General features: G+C 62.2%; 17 protein-coding genes. 4 read left to right on the forward strand and 13 right to left on the reverse strand.

Going from position 1 to position 19,199, the window contains the following annotated elements; genetic code table 11:
* Window positions 1–16: 16 nt before the first annotated feature.
* From murG to mraZ, 10 genes are read right to left on the reverse strand one after another with little or no spacing between them, the layout of a single operon-like run.
* The gene (gene murG / locus H585_RS0119920; protein ID WP_027369128.1) at window positions 17–1,096 is read right to left on the reverse strand and encodes an undecaprenyldiphospho-muramoylpentapeptide beta-N-acetylglucosaminyltransferase; all 1,080 of its coding nucleotides are present in this window, start codon (window positions 1,094–1,096) and stop codon (window positions 17–19) included.
* Between the two features lie 4 nt (window positions 1,097–1,100).
* Entirely contained in the window at window positions 1,101–2,216 is a 1,116-nt protein-coding gene (ftsW, locus tag H585_RS0119925; protein ID WP_027369129.1) for a putative lipid II flippase FtsW, read from the reverse strand.
* Window positions 2,213–3,520, reverse strand: coding sequence for a UDP-N-acetylmuramoyl-L-alanine--D-glutamate ligase (gene murD / locus H585_RS0119930; protein ID WP_014261314.1), 1,308 nt, complete (start codon window positions 3,518–3,520; stop codon window positions 2,213–2,215). The genes ftsW and murD overlap by 4 nt, the downstream gene beginning before the upstream one ends.
* Window positions 3,521–3,536: 16 nt before the next feature.
* The gene (gene mraY, locus H585_RS0119935; RefSeq protein WP_005987945.1) at window positions 3,537–4,613 is read right to left on the reverse strand and encodes a phospho-N-acetylmuramoyl-pentapeptide-transferase; all 1,077 of its coding nucleotides are present in this window, start codon (window positions 4,611–4,613) and stop codon (window positions 3,537–3,539) included.
* Window positions 4,610–6,016 (reverse strand): UDP-N-acetylmuramoyl-tripeptide--D-alanyl-D-alanine ligase, encoded by a 1,407-nt coding sequence (locus H585_RS0119940; protein WP_027369130.1) that lies wholly within the window; start codon window positions 6,014–6,016, stop codon window positions 4,610–4,612. The genes mraY and H585_RS0119940 overlap by 4 nt, the downstream gene beginning before the upstream one ends.
* The gene (locus H585_RS0119945) at window positions 6,013–7,470 is read right to left on the reverse strand and encodes a UDP-N-acetylmuramoyl-L-alanyl-D-glutamate--2,6-diaminopimelate ligase (protein WP_027369131.1); all 1,458 of its coding nucleotides are present in this window, start codon (window positions 7,468–7,470) and stop codon (window positions 6,013–6,015) included. The genes H585_RS0119940 and H585_RS0119945 overlap by 4 nt, the downstream gene beginning before the upstream one ends.
* A 5-nt stretch (window positions 7,471–7,475) precedes the next feature.
* Window positions 7,476–9,434 carry a penicillin-binding transpeptidase domain-containing protein gene (locus H585_RS0119950; protein WP_027369132.1) on the reverse strand — a complete coding sequence of 653 codons (1,959 nt, stop codon included), beginning with the start codon at window positions 9,432–9,434 and terminating at the stop codon, window positions 7,476–7,478.
* A gap of 51 nt (window positions 9,435–9,485) precedes the next feature.
* Window positions 9,486–9,773: a hypothetical protein gene (locus tag H585_RS0119955; protein ID WP_027369133.1), complete on the reverse strand. Its 288-nt coding sequence runs from the start codon at window positions 9,771–9,773 to the stop codon at window positions 9,486–9,488.
* Window positions 9,770–10,756: a 16S rRNA (cytosine(1402)-N(4))-methyltransferase RsmH gene (gene rsmH / locus H585_RS0119960; RefSeq protein ID WP_034628607.1), complete on the reverse strand. Its 987-nt coding sequence runs from the start codon at window positions 10,754–10,756 to the stop codon at window positions 9,770–9,772. The genes H585_RS0119955 and rsmH overlap by 4 nt, the downstream gene beginning before the upstream one ends.
* Before the next feature lie 3 nt (window positions 10,757–10,759).
* The gene (mraZ, locus tag H585_RS0119965) at window positions 10,760–11,209 is read right to left on the reverse strand and encodes a division/cell wall cluster transcriptional repressor MraZ (RefSeq protein WP_005987934.1); all 450 of its coding nucleotides are present in this window, start codon (window positions 11,207–11,209) and stop codon (window positions 10,760–10,762) included.
* 858 nt (window positions 11,210–12,067) lie between these two features.
* Between mraZ and H585_RS0119970 the strand changes: the two genes are divergently transcribed.
* Window positions 12,068–13,105 (forward strand): HD-GYP domain-containing protein, encoded by a 1,038-nt coding sequence (locus H585_RS0119970; RefSeq protein ID WP_027369135.1) that lies wholly within the window; start codon window positions 12,068–12,070, stop codon window positions 13,103–13,105.
* A gap of 198 nt (window positions 13,106–13,303) precedes the next feature.
* Here H585_RS0119970 and H585_RS0119975 read toward each other — a convergent pair whose 3' ends face one another.
* Both H585_RS0119975 and H585_RS0119980 read right to left on the reverse strand, forming a co-directional pair.
* Window positions 13,304–13,789: a CBS domain-containing protein gene (locus H585_RS0119975; RefSeq protein ID WP_027369136.1), complete on the reverse strand. Its 486-nt coding sequence runs from the start codon at window positions 13,787–13,789 to the stop codon at window positions 13,304–13,306.
* A 308-nt stretch (window positions 13,790–14,097) separates the two neighbouring features.
* Window positions 14,098–15,339 (reverse strand): HD domain-containing protein, encoded by a 1,242-nt coding sequence (locus H585_RS0119980; protein ID WP_027369137.1) that lies wholly within the window; start codon window positions 15,337–15,339, stop codon window positions 14,098–14,100.
* A 213-nt stretch (window positions 15,340–15,552) separates the two neighbouring features.
* On the opposite strand from H585_RS0119980, the gene rplM reads away from it, so the two are divergent.
* The 3 genes from rplM to H585_RS0119995 all read left to right on the forward strand — a co-directional run bounded on the left by rplM (window position 15,553) and on the right by H585_RS0119995 (window position 18,005).
* Window positions 15,553–15,984 carry a 50S ribosomal protein L13 gene (gene rplM / locus H585_RS0119985; protein WP_027369138.1) on the forward strand — a complete coding sequence of 144 codons (432 nt, stop codon included), beginning with the start codon at window positions 15,553–15,555 and terminating at the stop codon, window positions 15,982–15,984.
* 21 nt (window positions 15,985–16,005) lie between these two features.
* Window positions 16,006–16,398 (forward strand): 30S ribosomal protein S9, encoded by a 393-nt coding sequence (rpsI, locus tag H585_RS0119990; protein WP_005987923.1) that lies wholly within the window; start codon window positions 16,006–16,008, stop codon window positions 16,396–16,398.
* 296 nt (window positions 16,399–16,694) lie between these two features.
* The gene (locus H585_RS0119995; protein ID WP_027369139.1) at window positions 16,695–18,005 is read left to right on the forward strand and encodes a radical SAM family protein; all 1,311 of its coding nucleotides are present in this window, start codon (window positions 16,695–16,697) and stop codon (window positions 18,003–18,005) included.
* Between the two features lie 115 nt (window positions 18,006–18,120).
* Here the strand turns inward: H585_RS0119995 and purM are convergent, their stop codons facing one another.
* Window positions 18,121–19,182, reverse strand: a complete 1,062-nt coding sequence (purM, locus tag H585_RS0120000) for a phosphoribosylformylglycinamidine cyclo-ligase (protein ID WP_027369140.1) — start codon at window positions 19,180–19,182, stop codon at window positions 18,121–18,123.
* Window positions 19,183–19,199: the final 17 nt, after the last annotated feature.

A 19,199-nucleotide genomic window follows, 5' to 3' on the forward strand; every position in this document is an offset into this window, starting at 1 on the left:
CTTTGCTTCCCAATCCTTAAATGCGCTCGGTCGCGGCGGCTTCCAGGGCGTCCGCCACGCGCGCCGCTGCGTCGGGCATGCCGAGCATGGCCGCGGACCTGCCCATCTCCATGAGGCGCTCGGGCTCAAGCAGCGGCTGAATGATAGTGAACAAGCCCGTTTCCGCCAGTTTCCTTTCGCTGACCATGACCGCGGCCCCACGCTCCGCCAGGGCTTGAGCATTCAAGGACTGGTGGTCATGGGTGGCATGCGGAAACGGAACCAGCACGCTGGGCTTACCAGCGACAGTCAATTCGGACAGAGTGGTTGCGCCTGCGCGGCAGATCACGAGATCCGCCCAGCCGTAAGCGGCCGCCATATCCTTGATGAACGGGTCCACCTTTGCCGTGGTGTATCCCTGCGCGGCGTACGAGCGCCTGACGGATTCCAAGTCCTTTTCTCCGGTCTGGTGCCATAGCTCGATCCCTCCCTTGGCAAGCTTGGGCAGGTCGCTGACCACGGCGTCATTGAGGGTCTTGGACCCTTGGCTGCCGCCGAGGATAAGAATCCGCCTGCCCGTGGGACGCTGCTCGGTATTCCCGTCGCGCAATCCGCGAATGGCGGCGCGCACGGGATTGCCTGTCAGTTCGGTCTTGGCCTGATCGAAGCAATGGTGCTCGTCCGTGTAGCTGATGAGCACCATGCGCACATAGCGGCCCAGCACCCGATTTACCACGCCGGGCATGCTGTTCTGCTCGTGGATGAGCGTGGGGATGCCCAGCCACTTGGCGGCCAGCACGGGGCAAAACGAAGCGTAGCCGCCAAAGCCGATGACGGCCTGGGGCTTGTAACGCCAGAGAACCCACAGTGATTCGAGCACGCTGCGGGTGATCCAGAAAATGGAGCCCACCGAACGCACGCCGCGGCCGATGACACCCCGAGCGGCCAACGCGCGGAAAGGGATGCCCGCTTCGGCGGCCATGCGGCCTTCAGGTCCGTAGGTGCCGCCAAGAAAGAGCAGCTCGCCGTCGGGATGGCGGCGCTTGATCTCTTCGGCTACGGCCAAGGCCGGGAAAATATGTCCACCGGTTCCGCCGGTGGTCAGCACGATACGCATGAACCTATCCCTCGTTCCGCGACAAGTTGAGCAAAAGGCCGAGCGTAGCGAAAGAGACCACAAGGTTGCTGCCGCCATAGCTCAGGAAAGGCATTGGCACTCCCTTGGGAGGAGCCGCGCCCAGGACCACGGCCATATTGAGCACGAAGCCAAGTCCCAGCACGCTGGTCAGCCCAAAGGCAAACAGCCTGTCGCGCAGGTCGCTGCGCGACCAGGCAATCACGAAACCGCGCCAGAGCAGCACGCCGACGAGCAGAAACAAGGCGGACACGCCTATGAAGCCCAGCTCCTCGCCGATGACCGCCACAAGGAAATCGTTGTGCGCCTCGGGCAGGAAGAAGAGCTTCTGCTTGCCTGCACCCAGGCCCACCCCGAAAATATGGCCAGAGCCCAGGGCATACAGGGACTGCACGAGCTGGTAGCCGGTATCGAGCGGGTCCACGAAGGGATCCACGAAGGCGAACACGCGACGCATGCGGTTTGGCGACTGGCTCACGAGCACAACGGCGGCGCAGGCCGCGGCTATGCCCACTGCGCCCAGGTGCGTCAGCCGCACCCCGCCGGCCAGGGCCATCAGCAACATGAGCAGGAACAGGAATGAAGCGCCGCCGAAATCCGGCTGCATGAGCAGCAGTCCTGCAAGAATGCCGGTAACGAGCAGCGGCGGGACCATGGCCACACTGAAACGGCCCAGAAGGTCCTGCTTGGCGCTGTAGAAGTTGGCCAAGTAAACTACCAGGGCCAGCTTGGCCAGCTCCAGCGGCTGCATGACGAACGATCCGAGCCGCAGCCAGCGGAAAGCGCCGTTGGCCTCGTGACGCAAGGGGCTCCACAGGGCAAGAGCCAGCAGGAAGATGGCCCCCACGATCCAGAGATAACTTAGCGAATACAGGCGCTCGCGCGGGAAAACCCAGGCGATGGTCATGATGAACAACCCGGCCACGGAAAAGCCGGCCTGCCGGATGAAGAAATGGTACTTGTTGCCCATGTACTTCTCGGCCATGACCCCGCTGGCGGAAAGCACCATGACCAGTCCCAGGCCCAACAGGACCAAGGCCGCGGCCAGGAGCAGGTAGTCGAACCCCCTGCGCTCCATGCGTTCCGCCCTGCGCTCGTTCATGCCTTGCTTCCCGCTCCAGACAAGCCCCGGGCGATGCGCTGGAAGTCGTCGCCCCTGGCCTTGTAGTCCTTGTACAGGTCGAAACTCGCCGTGGCCGGAGAGAGCAGGATCACATCCCCGGGCTGTGCCTCGGCGTACAGACGCTTCACCGCAGGCTCCAGCGTCGGTTCCCAGAACAGGGGCACGTGCCCCTGCCAGGCGCCCTCGAACACCTCGCGAGCTTTGCCGAACAAGCCCACGGACTTGACCCGGTCTTTAAGCAGCGGCACCAGAGCGGCCACATCGCCGCCCTTCCACACCCCACCGGCAAGCAGGCGCACGGGCCGATCAAAGGCCGTAATGGCCGCTGCCATGGCGTCGATGGTCGTGGCCTTGGAGTCGTCCACGAAGAGCACGCCGCCGGTCTCGATGACCGGTTCGATGCGGTGCGAAAGCGGCTTGAAGCTCATGACCGCCGCGCGGGCCTGGTCATCGCTCACGCCGAAAGCCCGACAGGCCAGCCAGGCGGCCTCCATGTTGGCTTTGTTATGCACGCCGAGCAGCCGGGCGCCTTCGAAGCGGTTGCTGGGAACATAGTAGACGCGCTTGGCCTTGGTGAAGCCGCGCGCCTCCAGTTCGTCCTTCATGTTAAGCGGAGCAATGGCCAGATCCTGCTCGGTCTGGCGTGCGAACAGCTTGAGCTTGGCCTCCAGGTACTCTTCCATGGACTCGTGATAGTCCAGATGGTTGGCCGAGAAGTTCAGCAGCACGCCCACATGGGGTTTGAAAGTCCGGCAGTTCTGCAACTGGAAGCTGGAAACTTCCAGCACGAGGATGTCCGCGCGCTCGCCGCCCAGGAGGTACTCCGAGAGGGGCGTGCCTATGTTGCCGCCCACGAAGACCCGTTTGCCGGACTCCCTGAGGATATGTCCGCACAGGCTTACGGTGGTGGTCTTGCCGTTGGTGCCGGTCACGGCCAGAATGGGTTCGCTCACGAACCAGGAAGCCAGCTCCAGCTCGCTGACGACCTTGCGCTCGGGCATGTCGCCCAGCAGATGGCCCATCTTGCGCACGGGCACTCCCGGGCTGACCACCACGAGGTCCACGCCCGCGAACTGCTCCGGCGTGTGCTCGCCGATCTGCATGTCGATGCCTTTGTCCGCGGCGAAGCGGCGCACATCCTCGCCCGGATCCTTGCGCTCCAGCCAGCGCACTTTGGCGCCAAGGGACACCAGCAGTGTGGCCGCGGCGGTTCCGGAACTGCCAGCACCCAAAACGACCGCCTGATAACCCGCCAATTGCCCAGCATGTATGAGTTCGCGCATGGTTCGCTTTCCTCCCCTAGCGCAGCTTGAGCGTGCTCAGGGCCACCAAGGCCAGGAGCACGGATAGTATCCAAAAACGGATGATGATCTTGGACTCGGGAATACCCTTGAGCTCGAAGTGGTGGTGCAGCGGGGCCATGCGGAAAATGCGCTTGCCCCCGGACATCTTGAAGTAGCTGACCTGCAGGATGACCGAAATGGTCTCCACCACGAACAGTCCGCCCACCACGAGCAACAGCAGCTCCTGCTTGGCCAGCACGGCGATGAAGCCCAGGGTTCCGCCGAGTGACAGCGAGCCCACGTCGCCCATGAAGACTTGGGCCGGATAGGCATTGAACCACAAGAAGCCCAGCCCGGCGCCCACGAGCGCCGCGCAGAACACGGCCACCTCGCCCACGCCCGGCACGTAAGCCACTTGGAGATAGTTGGCCAGGTTCACGTTGCCGGCCACGTAGACGAAGACCGTGAAGACCACGCTGACCACCACCGTGGGCACGATGGCCAAGCCGTCCAGGCCGTCGGTGAGGTTCACGCCGTTGCTCGATCCGACCATGACCAGAACAGCGAAAGGTAGATAAAGCCAAGCCAAGTCAGGAGTGAAGTCCTTGAAGAAGGGCATGGCCAGTTTGGTGGAGTAGGCCGGATGATCGATAAGCAGCACGAGCACGAGGCCGGCCACGGCTAACTGGCCCAAAAGCTTGGTCCGCGCCGAGAGCCCCAGGTTGCGCTTGCGCTTGATTTTGAGGAAATCGTCCAGGAAGCCCACCAGGCCGAAACCCAGGAACACGATGATGCACAACCAGATATGAATGTTGGTCAGATCGGCCCACAGGAGCACGCTGGGCACCAGGCTCGCGGCGATGAGCATGCCGCCCATGGTGGGCGTGCCGGCTTTGGCTTTATGCGCCGCCACGTCCTCCAGGATGTACTGGCCGAACTTGATTCTCTTGAGCCAGCGTATCATGAGCGGGCCGAAGAGGATGGAAATGAGCAGCGCCGTAAGCAGCGCATAGATGGACCGGAACGTGATGTACCGGAAAACGTTGAAGGCGCTGATCTCGCCAGCGAGGGGATACAGAAGATGATAGATCATTGCCCGGCTCCTCCATTCGAGCCGTAGCTGCTGCGTAAGGCGGTAACGAACTCTTCCATGCGGCTGGACCTGGAACCCTTGGCCAGGATGACGGTTCCGGCCTGCTCCTTGGTCAATCCGAGGTCTTCCAGCACCGGCGCCAGTTCCGCCCCGGCGCGAACTTCCTGAAACCGGCCCTTGAAGCCGGCCTGTACCAGTCCCCTGGCTACGGCCTTGGCGAATCCTCCGCGGTAGACGACCGCCGCACAGCCCGAGGCCGCGGCTCGTTCGCCAAGCCTGACGTGCTCGGCCTCGGCCTCGGAGCCCAGTTCGAGCATATCGCCCAGCACAAGCACCAGGGGCCGGTTGCCGGCAAGCTCCGTTGCGGCTTGAATCGCCCTGCTCATGGACAGGGGATTCGCGTTGTACGTGTCGTCGATCAGGGTTCCGAAGCCCAGATGATGCGCCGCGAAGCGCTGGTCCGGCAATTGTGCCTTGGCCAGGGCCTGCACGATGGACCCCGCGCTCATGCCCAGGCGGTAGGCCGCCGATGCCGCGGCCACCACATTCTCGGCGAAATGTGCGCCCAGAAAGGGCAGGTCGACTTCCAACCGTTCATCCTCAAGACGCAGGAGGAACACGCCGCCCTGCTGCGAGGGACCAAGGTAGGTGCAGAAGTATGGCGCTTTCTCATTCTGCGTGCTCATGGCCTGGACGCTTGGGAAAATGCGCTGCGCGGCCTCCCACAACTCGGGATAATCCCGGTTCACGATGGCTGCGCCGCCGCGGCGCACGGATGTCAGCAAGTGGGCCTTGGCCTTGGCCACTCCACGCAGACTGCCCAGCCCTTCAAGATGTGCCGGACCGATATTATGGATCACGGCCAGATCGGGAGATGCAATGGGAGCCAGCTCCTCCATGTCGCCCTGGCGGCTGATGCCGACCTCCATGACCCAAACGTCCTCCTCACCGCTGGCGGCGAGCATGGACAAAGGCAGCCCGATCTGGTTGTTCAAATTCTTGTGGTTCTTGGCCACACTCATCTCGGCGGCCAAGGTTTGAGCGATCAGCTCCTTGACCGTGGTCTTGCCGGCCGAACCCGTAACCGCCACCACGCGGCTCTGCACGCTGCCACGCCAGGCCACGGCCAGGTCGCCCAGGGCCTTGCACGTGTCCCGCACCAGGAGCACCGGCGCGCCATCCACTTCGGGCAAGGGCCTCTGGGCCAGGACGGCCACGGCGCCCTTGCGCACGGCGTCCGCCGCAAAGCTGTGACCGTCGACGCGCTCGCCCGGCAGGCAAACGAACAGGTCGCCGGGCTGGACCACGCGGCTGTCGATCTGCACGCGGGTCACCGTGCGTCCGTCGGTCTGCTCGCCCAAGGCGTTCAGAACCGTTGCGATGCGCGAAAGCTCCATCTTCATCCGAGCAACTCCCTCACCACCTGCTGGTCGCTAAAGGGATGCTTCACATCCCCGATCTGCTGGTAGGGCTCATGTCCCTTGCCGGCGACGACCAGAGCGTCCTCCGCGGTCAGTCCCTCCAGGGCCAAGGCGATCGCCTTGCGCCTGTCAGGCTCGATGACCACCCGCGCGCAGCCGGACAGGCCCGGCTTCACGTCCTCGATGATGGCGAGCGGGTCCTCATGGCGCGGGTTGTCCGAGGTAAGCACGGCCACATCGGCATGACGGCATACGGCTTGGCCCATGAGCGGCCGCTTGGCCCGGTCGCGATTCCCGCCGCAGCCGAACACGCACACGAGCCTGCGCACGCCCAGGGCCTTGACCGCCGAAAGCACGTTGACCAGGGCGTCGGGCGTGTGAGCATAGTCCACGAATACGTTCAGGCCGTGCGGGTTGGTCACGCGCTCCAAGCGGCCGGAGACGCCGGTGAATCCGGCCAGGGCCTGCATGTCGGACTCGCGGAGTCCGAGCTTGAAGCCCACGCCCATGGCCGCCAGGAGGTTCATGGCGTTGTGCCGGCCCACTAGCGGCGAGACCAGCTCGAAACGTCGCCCCTCGAACTCGACGGCCAGTTCCAGGCCCGCGGCGCTCATGGCGCGGATCTCGGCGCGGATTGCCGGCATGCCCACGGGAGGCGTCTCCAGGCCATAACCGAGCACGGACCGACCGGCGCTCAGGCCCTCCCGCAGGAGGCGCAGACCGTAGGGATCTTCGTAGTTGACGACCCAGGCCTTGCCCTCTTTGGGCAATTCGCGGAACAGCCGCGCCTTGGCCTGGAAGTACGTCTCCATATCCTTATGATAATCCAGATGGTCCTGGGTCAGGTTGGTCAGCACTGCGGCGTCATACGCAAGACCCGCCACTCGCTGCTGATCCAGGGCGTGGGAAGAAACTTCCATGACCGCCAAATCCACTTCGGCCTTGTCCATCCTGGCCAGCATCTCGTGCAGGCTGAGGCAGTCCGGAGTGGTCAGCGGCGCGTCCATGCTGAAGCCGGGCCAGCGGTAGCTCACGGTGCCCAGCACTCCGACCTTGCGGCCGGAGCCGCCGAAGAGCTGTTCAAGGATATAGGAAATAGTCGTCTTGCCGTTGGTGCCGGTAACACCTACGAGTTTGTAACCGTGACCGGCCGTGCCGAAAGCGGCCTGGGCCAGATCGCCCAGGGCTTGGCGCGGGTCGTCGTGGGTCACCAGCCTGGCCGTAGCTCCTTCTGGCAGGCGCACGCCTGGAGCGGCCACAATCCAGGCCGCGCCACGCGCAAGGGCGTCAGGAATGAAGCCCGCGCCATCGGCCTGGGGACCGGGTACCGCCACGAACACGTCGCCCGCGCCGACCTTGCCCGAATGCGCACGGACGGGCCGTCCGGCGCGCACGGCCGCTAGCAGTTCTTTCCATGAGACATCAACCGAATGCATATGCTCTAGGACTCCCTGGCTTGGGAAAGCCAGACTGTAAAAGAATCATCGCCCAAAGCCGGCCAGGGCTTGCCTGCGGCCGGCAATTGCTTGGCGACAACGGAACCATCCCCAATGATCTGAGGGATGCGGCCGCTACGCGCCAGAATCTCCACGGCCCGGCGCAATTCCATGCCGCGCAGGTCAGGAACGGTGTCTGCCGAGAGAGGTTTGCTGACCAGCATTACCCGGCCGTCGGCTGCCGGGCCGCCCACCGGAGTCGCCAAGGACATGGCTGCGGCTGCCGCAAGGACTTCGTCAGGCAGGATGCCGTAGTAGGCCAGGGTCTTGATCGCCACGTCGCGCACAACCGGCGCGGCCACGAGGCCGCCGTAGTATTGCTCCTTGGTCGGCTCATCCAGCAAGGCCACCACGAGGTAGCGGGGATTGTCGCCCGGCACAAGGCCGGCGAAAGAAGAACTATAGCCGCTGCCGTAACCGCCCTCGGGGCTGGCTTTCTGGGCCGTGCCGGTTTTGCCGCCCACGCTCACGCCGGGTATCTGAGCCGACTTGCCCGTGCCTTGTTCCACCGCGCGCACGAGCATGGCGCGCACGGCTTTGGCCACTTCGGGGGAGAAAACCTGCCGGGGTTCGGCCTGCGGCGAAACGGAGGTCTGAGCCAGCCGGAGCCGCCTGTCCTGTCCATCGGCGGCCAGCACCAGGTAGGCTTGGGCAAGCTGCAGCACCGTGACTCCCACGCCCTGTCCGAAGGAGGCCGAGGCCGTGTCGATCTCATTCCACTGCGCGGAGGGGCGAATGAGCCCACGGCTTTCGGCCGACAGGGGCAGGCCTGTAGGCCGGCCGAAGCCCAGCGCGTTCATGTAGTTCCAGAACCGCTCGGCGCCAAGCTCCAGTCCAAGCTTGGCCGAGCCGATATTGGAAGAAAAGCTGAGCACATCGGTGACGGACAGCTCGCCATAGGCGTGCGTGTCGCGGATGATGTTGCTGTGCAACCGCCAGCGGCCGTTCTCGCAGAATATGGGGTCCGCAGGCCGGCGCAGGCCTTCCTGCAGCACGGCCGCGATGAGGAACGGCTTCAGGGTCGAGCCGGGCTCGATGATGTCCAGAGCCAGCCGATTGCGCCAGCGGCTGGGCGACTTACCCCGGTAGACGTTGGGATTGAAAAACGGATAACTGGCCCAGGCCAGGATATCGCCGCTGGGCACGTCGATGACCAAGCAGCCGCCCCAGGTGGCTCCATACTGGGTTACGGCCCGGGCCAGGGCCGATTCAGCCTCGGCCTGCACCTGCACGTCAATGGTCAGGCGCACGTCGCGGCCGTCGATATCCATCTCGCGACCCTCGGCATCGAGGTAAAGCTTGCGGCCCGAGGCATCCCGGGCAAGCACTATCTCGGCCGTGCGCCCGACCAGCTCGCCATCGAAGGATCGCTCCAGTCCCTCCAGCCCTTCACCGTCCAGGCCCACGAAACCGATGAGCGGCCCGGCCACATGGCCGTTGGGATAGAGCCTGGCGTACTCCGGCACAAGATGAATGCCCGGCAGCTTCTTCTGCCTGATCCTGGACGCGGCCCGGTCGTCGATCTGACGCGAAAGCCAGACAAAATTTTTCTTGGAGCGCAGTTTCCTGGCCAGCTCTTTAACGGGCTCGTCCAGAATGGGCGCGAGCACTTGAGCGGTCTGCCAGGCATCGGGAATCTCCAAGGGCCGGGTATAGACCGACTCGATGGGAATCGACTTGGCCAGAACCACGCCGTTACGGTCGAGGATATTGCCGCGTCGGCCACGCTCGAATTCGGCCGAGAGATGCTGGCGGCGGGCCAGTTCGGAATATTGCGGGCCCTTGACGACCTGGACCCACCCCGCCCGGAGCCACAGCCCCAGCCAGGCAAGCAGGAAAAAGGCCAGGCCGATAACCAGCCTGCGCCTGCTTGTGTCCTTCATCTTGCCCGTTCCCACCTGCATCGGAACAACACCTTCCCGACCTCTCAGCCGCCCCAATGGCACATCGCTCAGCTACTGAACCTCTGGTTCAGGCCGGGCCGCCTCCACTCGCCGTATCTGGCCTGTCCGGGCTGGCCGAAGCCCGAACTCCGGCGCTTTGCGCCGCAGGTTGTACGGCGCGCACAAATTGTTTCGCTCCATCTCCAGCTTGTCGACGAGCGAGCGCAGCTCCCGCGACTCCAACTCCAGGCGGCGTAGATCGTAGGCCAATTCCACGCGCTCGATGTTCACCCACACGAGACCCAAACCCAGAAACATGGCCAGGGCCAGGTTAGCGGTCAGCAAGTGTCCGCTCTTCACTGTCCAGCCTCCCCCACCCGCTCGGCCGCGCGCAGCTTGGCGCTACGACTGCGGGGATTGGCGGCCATCTCCTGTTCCGATGGCGCAAGGGGCTTCTTCGTCAGCAGCTTGAGCCTGGGTTGTCCGCCACAATCACAAAACGGCTGTGTTCTGGGGCAACGGCACTTCCTGGCATCTTCCCGGAAAGCCCACTTCACCAAGCGGTCCTCCAGGGAATGGAAGGAAATGATGACCACCCTGCCGCCGGGGCGCAGCCGGTCCGTGATGCGCGACAGAAAGGACTCCAGTTCCTCCAGTTCGCTGTTCACGGCCATGCGCAGGGCCTGGAAGGTTCTGGTAGCCGGGTGATTGCGCGCCGTGCGCCGCCATTTGGCCGGATACGCCCGCGCCACAATGGCAGCCAGCTCCAGAGTCGTCTCGATCTCCTTATCTTGCCGAGCCTCCACGATAGCCCGGGCGATGCGCCCGGCCATGGGCTCCTCGCCCAGGTCCCGGATGATCTCCTTGAGCCGCTCGCAGGAAGCCTTGTTGACTATCTGTGAGGCCGGCGCCGCGCCGCTGTCCGGGTCCATGCGCATGTCCAGCGGCCCCTCGGCCATAAAGCTGAAGCCACGTTCGGCCAGGTCCACCTGCAGCGAGGAGATGCCCAGGTCCAACACCGCGCCGTCGAGCAGGTCCCAGCCCAGATTCTCCATCTCGGCCTCGAAACTGCTGTAGGGAGCCTGGACAAGATGCGCCGCTTGGCCGAACCGGGCCAAACGTGTTCTGGCGCGTTCCAGGGCTTGAGCATCACGATCCAGGCCCAGCAATTCGGCGCCTTGACCGGCAAGCTCCAGAATGGCCTCGCTGTGGCCGCCCAAGCCCAAGGTGCCGTCCAGATAACGGCCACCAGGCCTGGGAGCCAAAAACTCCAGGGTTTCCGCGAGCAGAACACTGATGTGACCGTGCTCGCCTTGCTCCTTATGTGCCAGTTCGCGCATCATGGCTTACAGACTCACCTCTATGCCCGTGGCTGCGATGGCCTCTGAGCAGTCCTCGTGCACTTGCGACAGAATTTGCTCGTCATGCCGGCTCTTATCCCAGATCTCGAATTTAACCCCCATGCCCACAAGGTAGAGTTCCTTGTCCAACCCGGCATATTCACGCAGTGTCGGCGGGACGAGAATGCGTCCCTGGCTGTCGAGGGTAACTTCCTGGGCGCCGCCCAGGAAAAAGCGCAAGAAGGTGCGCACTTTCAAGGGGGGATTCTTGAGCTGGCTCAACTTGAGCTCGATTTCCTCCCACGCGGACAAGGGATAGCAGGAGATGGCTTCATCGTAATTGGTAAGCACGAGCTTGCCTTCCGGGGCCGCGGCAATGACTTGATCCCGGAATTCCGGCGGAATCATGAGTCTGCCCTTGGCATCGATGTTGCGTAACGACCTGCCCCGGAACATGCCCTTTGCCTCTTAAGTTCCCACAATTTACCACACAATCCCACTCACTCCTCATCCAGACACAAACTTTTGTCAATCTAAAAGAGACTTGACAGTGATTAAAACCTTGCCCAGACCGCAAAAACCGCGATAACAGGCCGAATGAGCTTGCGAATGGCTTCATTGATTTATTTCCGCAGGCGGAAGATGACGAAGAAAGGCAACCATGCGCATGTGTCCTGCAGCCCTCCATGACCTTTCTCAAGCTGGTGCGGCCAATGTTCAGCCTACCTGTCTGGAACCATATGGCTTTGGCTCTCATGGGCCGGTCACGACATGGACGGGCGCTGCATACAGGCTGGCGCTTCTTGCGCACTACAACCTTGCTGCGCATTCTGGACACCAGCGCGGAATTGTCCCAGATCGTATATGCGCGTGACACTCTGGAACCTACGCATAACGTCGCCAACAAGACGGGTGGGATCCTAGCCTGTCATGTTTAGAGCATTTTGCTTTTGAAAATGCTCTGCAAGCCATGCGTCGGCATGGCTTGCCGCTAGCTTCGGCGTAGGCGCAATTCACTTGCGCCGTCAACGCCGGAGCGGGCGTCTTAAAAGCAATCTGCTCTAAAGGCTGCATTGAACACCAAGCGAGATGCGCATCGGCATGAGCGGGACCTCCACTCAGGTCTGTCGTGCGTAAGCGGACCACCCAAATGCACACTTGCAAACGTATTGGAAAGGTTGATATCAAGGCGCAGGGGTTTAGGGAAAGCGAATCGATTAACGATTTGTGTCTAGTAATAGCGCGCATGTTGCCCAACCGCTGAATGAGGTTCGCTGCAGGCAGACAAGTGCGCCCAACGCCATGTAAAACACCATGACAAAGAAACTACTGGACGTTCCCGACAGCCTTAACGAAGAATATTACCAGATTAATCTGGATATTCGAAACAGCTTTTCCAAGTACCGGCCACCGCTGAACATCTATCGCTTCCATGAGGCCATTGGCAGGCTGGAGCCTTATTATAGGGTAGGCGAGCGCCTGAGCAACGAGCAGGTCGAGGGACTTGAACGGCTCGTGCAGGAGGGCTTCGCCTTCGTATCGCGTAGCGATCATCCCATTTACGTCAAGCACATCAGCCATCAGCTCGACCTGGTGCTCATTGACAAGAATCTAAAGCCCAGCGAAATTTGCGACATCCTCATGCAGGCCCTGACCATGCGCATGGAGCATTTCCAGGAGCAGCCGGTCAAGGCAGTCTATGAGCGCCTGCGCGAGGACATCTTCGTGCTCACGGAGTATCTGGCGGCGGATATCTACCGCATCAAGGGCCTGGTCAAACGGCTGCACAAGAAGCACACCTTGGCCAACCATTCGGTCAACAGCGGCATTGTGGGCCTGGGGCTGTTCCTGTGCATGCAGTCCGAGGATTTCACCAAGGCCGACATCCCGCGCAAGAACCTGGACAACATGGCCCTGGCCCTGTTTCTGCACGATGTGGGCATGGCCAAGATCCCCGCCTTCATCCGGGACAAGGCCAACAACCTGACGCCCGAGGAGCAATCCAAGCTCCTGCAACACCCCAAGCTGGGCTACGAAGTGCTGACCAAGATCGACGCGAAGTTCAGCGAGGCGGAAAAGGCCGTCCTGGAGCATCACGAGCGCATGAACGGCTCCGGCTATCCCAACAAGCTCAAGGAAAACGAAATCTCCTACGTCGGCCGGCTCACGGGTATCGTGGACTCCTACTGCGCCATGATCACCGACAAGCCCTACGGCGAAGGCCTGGATCCGGAGATGGCAGTCAGGGAGCTTGCCCGGGACGAGAAGCGCTACGATGCGAAGATCACGAAATTTTTCCAGTCCGAAGTGCTGACCAAGAAACTTCCGATAGCCGTGCGCGAAATCGGCTAGTCCCACCTGGAACAAAACGGCCCGCCGGCAAGCCTGGCGGGCCGTTTTTTATCGCAAGTTAGGGTCGCCCTGCTAGAGCATTTTGCTTTTGAAAATGCTCTGCAAGCCATGCGTCGACATGGCTTGCCGCCGCATAGGCGTAGGCGCAATTCACTTGCGCCGTCAACGCCGGAGCGGGCGTCTTAAAAGCGATCTGCTCTAGAATGAGCTGACCATCTCGCGGCTGATCTCGTTGAACAAGTCGTTTATGACCACCACGCCGATGGGCTTGCCCCCTTCTTCCACCACGGCCCAACGGACCTTGCTGTCCACCAGGCTATTCAGCACCAATAATACAGGGTCATTGGGCCGCACCGTGGGCGGCTTGCGCTCCATTATATCCTTGACCCTGCGGTGGCAGCACAGGGTGCAGGCCTTGGCAAAGGCGCGATCCCAGTCGGTCTCCTCGGCATTGCGCACGACATCGTCGCGCAGCACGCAATCTTCTATGGCGCGCAGCATGTCGCGCGCGGTGATCACGCCTGCGAGTTGTCCGCTCTCCTTGACCACAATGGCGAAATCATTGTCGGCATGCTTGCTTATGGACTCGCGAAGCTTGGTAATGACCTCGGCCATGCTCGTCTCTTCCTCCACGACGAGGAAATCCTCGCGCATGATGTCCCAGGCTCGTTTGCGCAACAGCATTCGGTTCTCCTCATTGATGTTTGATCTGCTCGTCACTACTGCGCCAGGCGCCTCAAAACCGCATCCGCTGGACAGCGTGCGGGCCGCCCATATCTTAGAGCATTTTGCTTTTGAAAATGCTCTGCAAGCCATGTGTCGGCATGGCTTGCCGCTGCGTAGGCGTAGGCGCAATTCACTTGCACCGTTAACGCCGGAGCGGGCGTCTTAAAAGCAATCTGCTCTAATGACCGACGGGGCCGCAGTCCCGGATCTCGCGGACAAGCCGAAAGCCGCAGGAATCAGGCCGGCCGCGCACGCCCGCTTGCGGACTAGTCGAAATCTGCAAGCAGCGAGCCGATATGCACGCCGCTCTTGTAGGAATCTTTCTGGTACGCGCTCTTAATGCGCCATAGGGACTGCTGCAACTGGTCCGAGGTGATGCCGTTGCGCAAGGCCGTATAGGCCTCAATGAACGCGGCCAGGTTGTCGCACAGCTTTACCAGCTCGCCGTCACGCGGGTCGAAGCGGTCATCGTTATACCATTCCTGGAGATCCTCAAAGCTTACCAGTGCCGTTTCACCGTTCTGGCGCACGGTATTGCCGAGTTCCTGCTCAAGGCCGTAGCCCAGGAAATACTTGAGCCGTTCGGCGATCTCATAGTGCCCTCCTGCCGACAGCCTGGCGAAAACCCGATTTTCCAGTTCCTTTTCCTCATATTCGCGGATGATGTCGGCGATGCCCGCCACGCTGCGCTTGACCGGCGAAATGATGTCGCGGGTGAGCAGCTCGGGCAGATCGTGAAACAGCCCCGTAAAGAAATTGTTCAATCTTCGCCCTCGACAGGCCCCGATCTCCAGGCTGAAGAGATAGGCGAAGGCAGCCACGATGAACAGATGCCCCAATACGGAGGTCTCGGGGATGCGCGGAGTCTGGGACCAGCGGCGCTGAAAACGCAGCCTGCCGCAGAGCTTGGCGAAGCGCGCCAGGGCCGAGGTCTCGTTCATGAGCTCCGGCACCCCACGCAGGTCGCTGTGGGCATTCAGGATAGTCGTGAAGTCGTTCTCGATCTCGTCCAACTCCTCATCCCAGGGATTCAGGCCCTTGATGAGGTGAAACTCGTAGCGGCTGGCATAAATATGCGCGGCGTGCAGGATGCGACCGGCCGGATCCTGCGGGTCCGGCACGGCGAGGTAGCTGCGCATGCGGCCTATGAATTCCTCGCCAAGGGTCTGGATGCGCGGGGTCAACTCGGCGAGCACCCATTCCGACAGCCGGCGGTAGTGGTCAGGGTTGGCTTTGATCTGATAAAAGACCGGCGGCTTGATATCAGTGATGATCAGGCGGAAAAAATAATCAAACAGGCCGCCCTCCACCAACTGCTCGGCCAGGCTCAAGCGCTCCTCTTCACCCAGCCCCTGACAGTTCTCCATGTACAAGAGCCAGGCGATCATCATCTTGTGCGCCTGCTTGTCCACCTCGAACAGTTCCATGGGTCGCAGCTTATCGTTCCAGCGCTTCATGAACGAGCCCGAGAAGACAAGCTGCAAAAGGCTCTTTCTAATACTTGGCATGACCTGAATTTTCGGTTACATCCACCCCTCGCCGTCCGCCGTCCGTTACAGACTTCCCCGGCGAGACTTTCTAGCCCGTGGCCAAGCAAAGCACAAGCCCGGGTTGATTAAGGCCTTTTCGCGCTTTTCAAGGCTTCGGGAGCTCGTCGCTTGACAGCACCCGTATTTCTGACTAAGAAGTTACCCCTTCGAGTTCTGAGCAAGGAGCTTTTCATGAAGACATATACCCCCAAGCCCCAGGACATCCAGCGCGACTGGTTCATTGTCGACGCTGATGAAAAAATCCTGGGCCGCCTGGCCACCCAGATCGCGCTCCGCCTGCGCGGCAAGCACAAGCCTGAGTACACGCCCTACGTGGACAACGGTGATTTCATCGTTGTGGTCAATGCCGCCAAGATCAAGGTCACCGGCAAGAAGATGACCGACAAGATCTACAGGAAGCACACCGGCCACATGGGTGGACTCAAGGAAACCCCTCTGAAGGACATGTTGGCGAAGAAGCCCGAGGATGTCATCCTCCTGGCGGTTAAGGGTATGCTGCCCAAGACCCGCCTCGGCAGGGCGCTTCTCAAGAAGCTCAAAGTATATGCCGGAACCGAACACCCGCATTCCTCCCAGCAGCCCAAGCAGCTGGAACTCGCCTAGGCGAATCACGGAGAGAGCGACATGAGCGAAGATTTTTTCTACGGCACCGGCAAGCGGAAAAACTCCGTGGCCCGCACCCGCCTGTACAAAGGTACCGGGCAGATCGTCATCAATGAGCGTCCCTACGAGGAGTACTTTCCTCGCGCCACGCTGCAGATGATCATCCGCCAGCCCCTGAACCTGACCAAGCTGCTCGGCAAGCTGGACATCAAGGTCAACGTCTGCGGTGGCGGCGTCGCCGGACAGGCCCAGGCCGTTCGTCACGGCATTTCCCGCGCCCTGCTGCAGCTCGATGTGAACCTGCGCCCCGTTCTCAAGCGGGCGGGTTTCCTGACCCGCGACTCCCGCCAGAAGGAACGCAAGAAGTACGGTCAGCGTGCCGCTCGAGCCCGCTACCAGTACTCCAAGCGCTAAACCGCGCCGGGTTCCCATTCACGCGATCAATGGGGCGAAGCCGCTCGGCTTCGCCCCTTTTCGTGTTTCTGGAGCGGGCCGACCCTCGCGTCTCTCTCGTTATCCGACGCCGACCCGCGCATGAGGCTGGACGTCTCCTGCATGAAGAGCGCACAGGGCGTGCAAGGGCCTACTCCACCTGGCTTCCGCACGGTGTGCCGCCTTGTTCATCCACCTGGTCCGCCAGGCCAGGCCGCTCTGCCTGATTCGTCCGGTCTGACCAATCCGCCCGATTCGCCTGATTCGCCGGAGGAGCCATGACCAAGAAAAAAAAGCCCACCCCCCGCCTCGTAGTCGCCGACGCCCAAGGCAATATTTATGACCATCCCGACTTGACCATGCTTGTGCGCCGCGGAGGCGAGTTCGGCCCGCCGCGCCCTGACGAGATAGTCTCCCTACCGGCCGAGAGTGACCTGTTCATGCTCCCTGCCCGTCGAGCCGTGGGCCTCGACCCGGTCACGGGCGATGTGCAGGTGCAGGAGGATTTCGCCGTGGCGGCCTTCGCCTGCCCCGGCTACACCCTCTCCGGCCTGGCCGCCTATGTCACGGACAAGGGCGCGCCCAGGCTTCCGCTGTTCGCCTATGGCGCCGTTGGTTTCGAGAACGGTCGCTTCTGGGTTTGCGCCTCGCGTGTGGACGAAGACCAGCGGCAGGTCTTCAAGAACGTGCCCAAGGACAAGATCAAGCGCGGCGCCGAAGCCATGCTCAAAAATTATCCGGACAATCGACTGGTGCGCCACCTGGCCACGTGTGCCCTGACCTACTGTTGTCCGGCGGCGCGCAACCTGGCCCTCGGCCGCTTCGAGTGCCCCCTGCCAACCGCGCGCGGCTGCAACGCCCGCTGCCTTGGCTGCATATCCCTGCAAGCCAAGGATTCGGGTTTCCCCTCCACCCAGAGCCGCATCACCTTCACGCCGACGGCAGCCGAAATCGTGGAAATCATGCGCCATCACGCGCAGCGCGAGCCGCGGCCCATATTCTCCTTCGGCCAGGGCTGCGAGGGCGAGCCGCTCACGGAAGCAGCGATTATCGCCGAGGCAGTGGGCCTGTACCGTTCGGGCGGCGGCCAGGGCACGGTGAACGTCAACACCAACGCAAGCCTGCCGCAAACCATGGAGCCCCTGGCCAAGGCCGGCTTGAGTTCGATCCGCGTCAGCCTCAACTCGGCGCGGCCGACCTTGTACGAAGCCTACTACCGGCCCGTGGGCTACACATTCGCGGACGTGGTGGAAACCATCGCCCAGGCCAAACAGCACGGCCTGTTCGTTTCCCTGAACTTCCTGTTCTTCCCCGGAGTGAGCGACAGCGAGGCGGAGGTGGAGGCCCTGACGGCTCTGGTCTCCGAGCACAAGGTCGACTTCATCCAGCTGCGCAACCTGAACCTGGACCCGGAACTGTACATGACCATCGCCGCGCCCTTTGCCCAGGGCTCGGGCATGGGCCTGGCCAACTTCCGCAAGCGCCTCAAGGACGCCTGCCCCTGGCTGCGCTACGGGTATTTCAATCCGTACCTGGGTGGGCCTGTCGATAAGGACGAAGAAGGCGAGAAAGTCGGGAAAGACGAGTGAGGCGAGCGGGACGGGCCTGACAGGCCTGACGGCCCCGGTTCATCAGCAGAAACAACAAAAAGGCCGTGGATGCACTCCACGGCCTTTCATTTTCTGAATCCGGAACCCGTGCGGCCTAGCTGGCCGAAGCCGGAAAGCGCACCTGCACCTGCTCCTCATCGCCCTTGCGCTGGCGGATGGTGCCGATTTCGTAGGCCTTGACCCCATGGCCCGCCAGACGGTCGATGACATCGGACTTGCTCTTCTGATCCACCACGAGCACGAAGCCGATGGAGCAGTTGAAGATCTGGAGCATCTCGGGCCAAGTCAGCTCGCCCGTGGCCTTGAGCCAGTCGAACACCGGCAGCATGGGCCAGGAACCGAACTCGATATCGCAGGCCACACTCTGGGGCAGCACGCGCGGGATGTTATCGTAAAAGCCACCGCCCGTGATGTGGGCCATGGCCTTGACCTGTACGGTGCGCATGAGGCTCAGCACGGGCTGCACATAGATGGCGGTCGGCGCAAGCAACACCTCGGCCACGCTCTTGTCCGAGCCGGGGAACTGATCGTCGGCCTTGAGACCCGACTTCTCGAAGAGTTTGCGCACGAGGGAGTAGCCGTTGGAGTGGATACCGCTTGCGGCCAGGCCGATGACTGCGTCGCCCACAGCCACGCCCGCGCCCTCCACGATCTTGGCGTTGTCCACCAGCCCCACGCAGAATCCGGACATGTCGTACTCGTCCGGGGCGTACAGGTCGGGCATTTCGGCCGTCTCACCGCCCAGCAGGGCGCAGCCCGTCTGCCGGCAGCCTTCGACCACGCCTGAAAGGATGACCTTGAGCCGCTCAACGTCAACCTTGCCGATGGCCAGATAATCCAGGAAAAACAAAGGGCGCGCGCCCTGGACAAGAATGTCGTTGACACTCATGGCCACCAGATCGATACCAATGGTGTCGTAGCGGCCGAAGGCGACCGTCAGCAGGAGCTTGGTGCCCACGCCATCGGTGGAGGCCACCAGGACCGGCTCCTCCATGGAGGACAAGTCGGGCTTGAACAGCCCGCCGAAGCCGCCGATCTCGGTGACGACACCTTTGGTGAATGTGGAGCCTACCATGGCCTTGATGCCGCGCACGAAATCGTTGGCGGCGTCTATATCGACCCCGGCGGCCTTGTATGCTGAGGAGCGGTCGTTCATGCTGGTCTCCAAGTTCG

The organism is Desulfocurvibacter africanus subsp. africanus DSM 2603 (genome assembly GCF_000422545.1).
Taxonomy (GTDB): domain Bacteria; phylum Desulfobacterota; class Desulfovibrionia; order Desulfovibrionales; family Desulfovibrionaceae; genus Desulfocurvibacter; species Desulfocurvibacter africanus.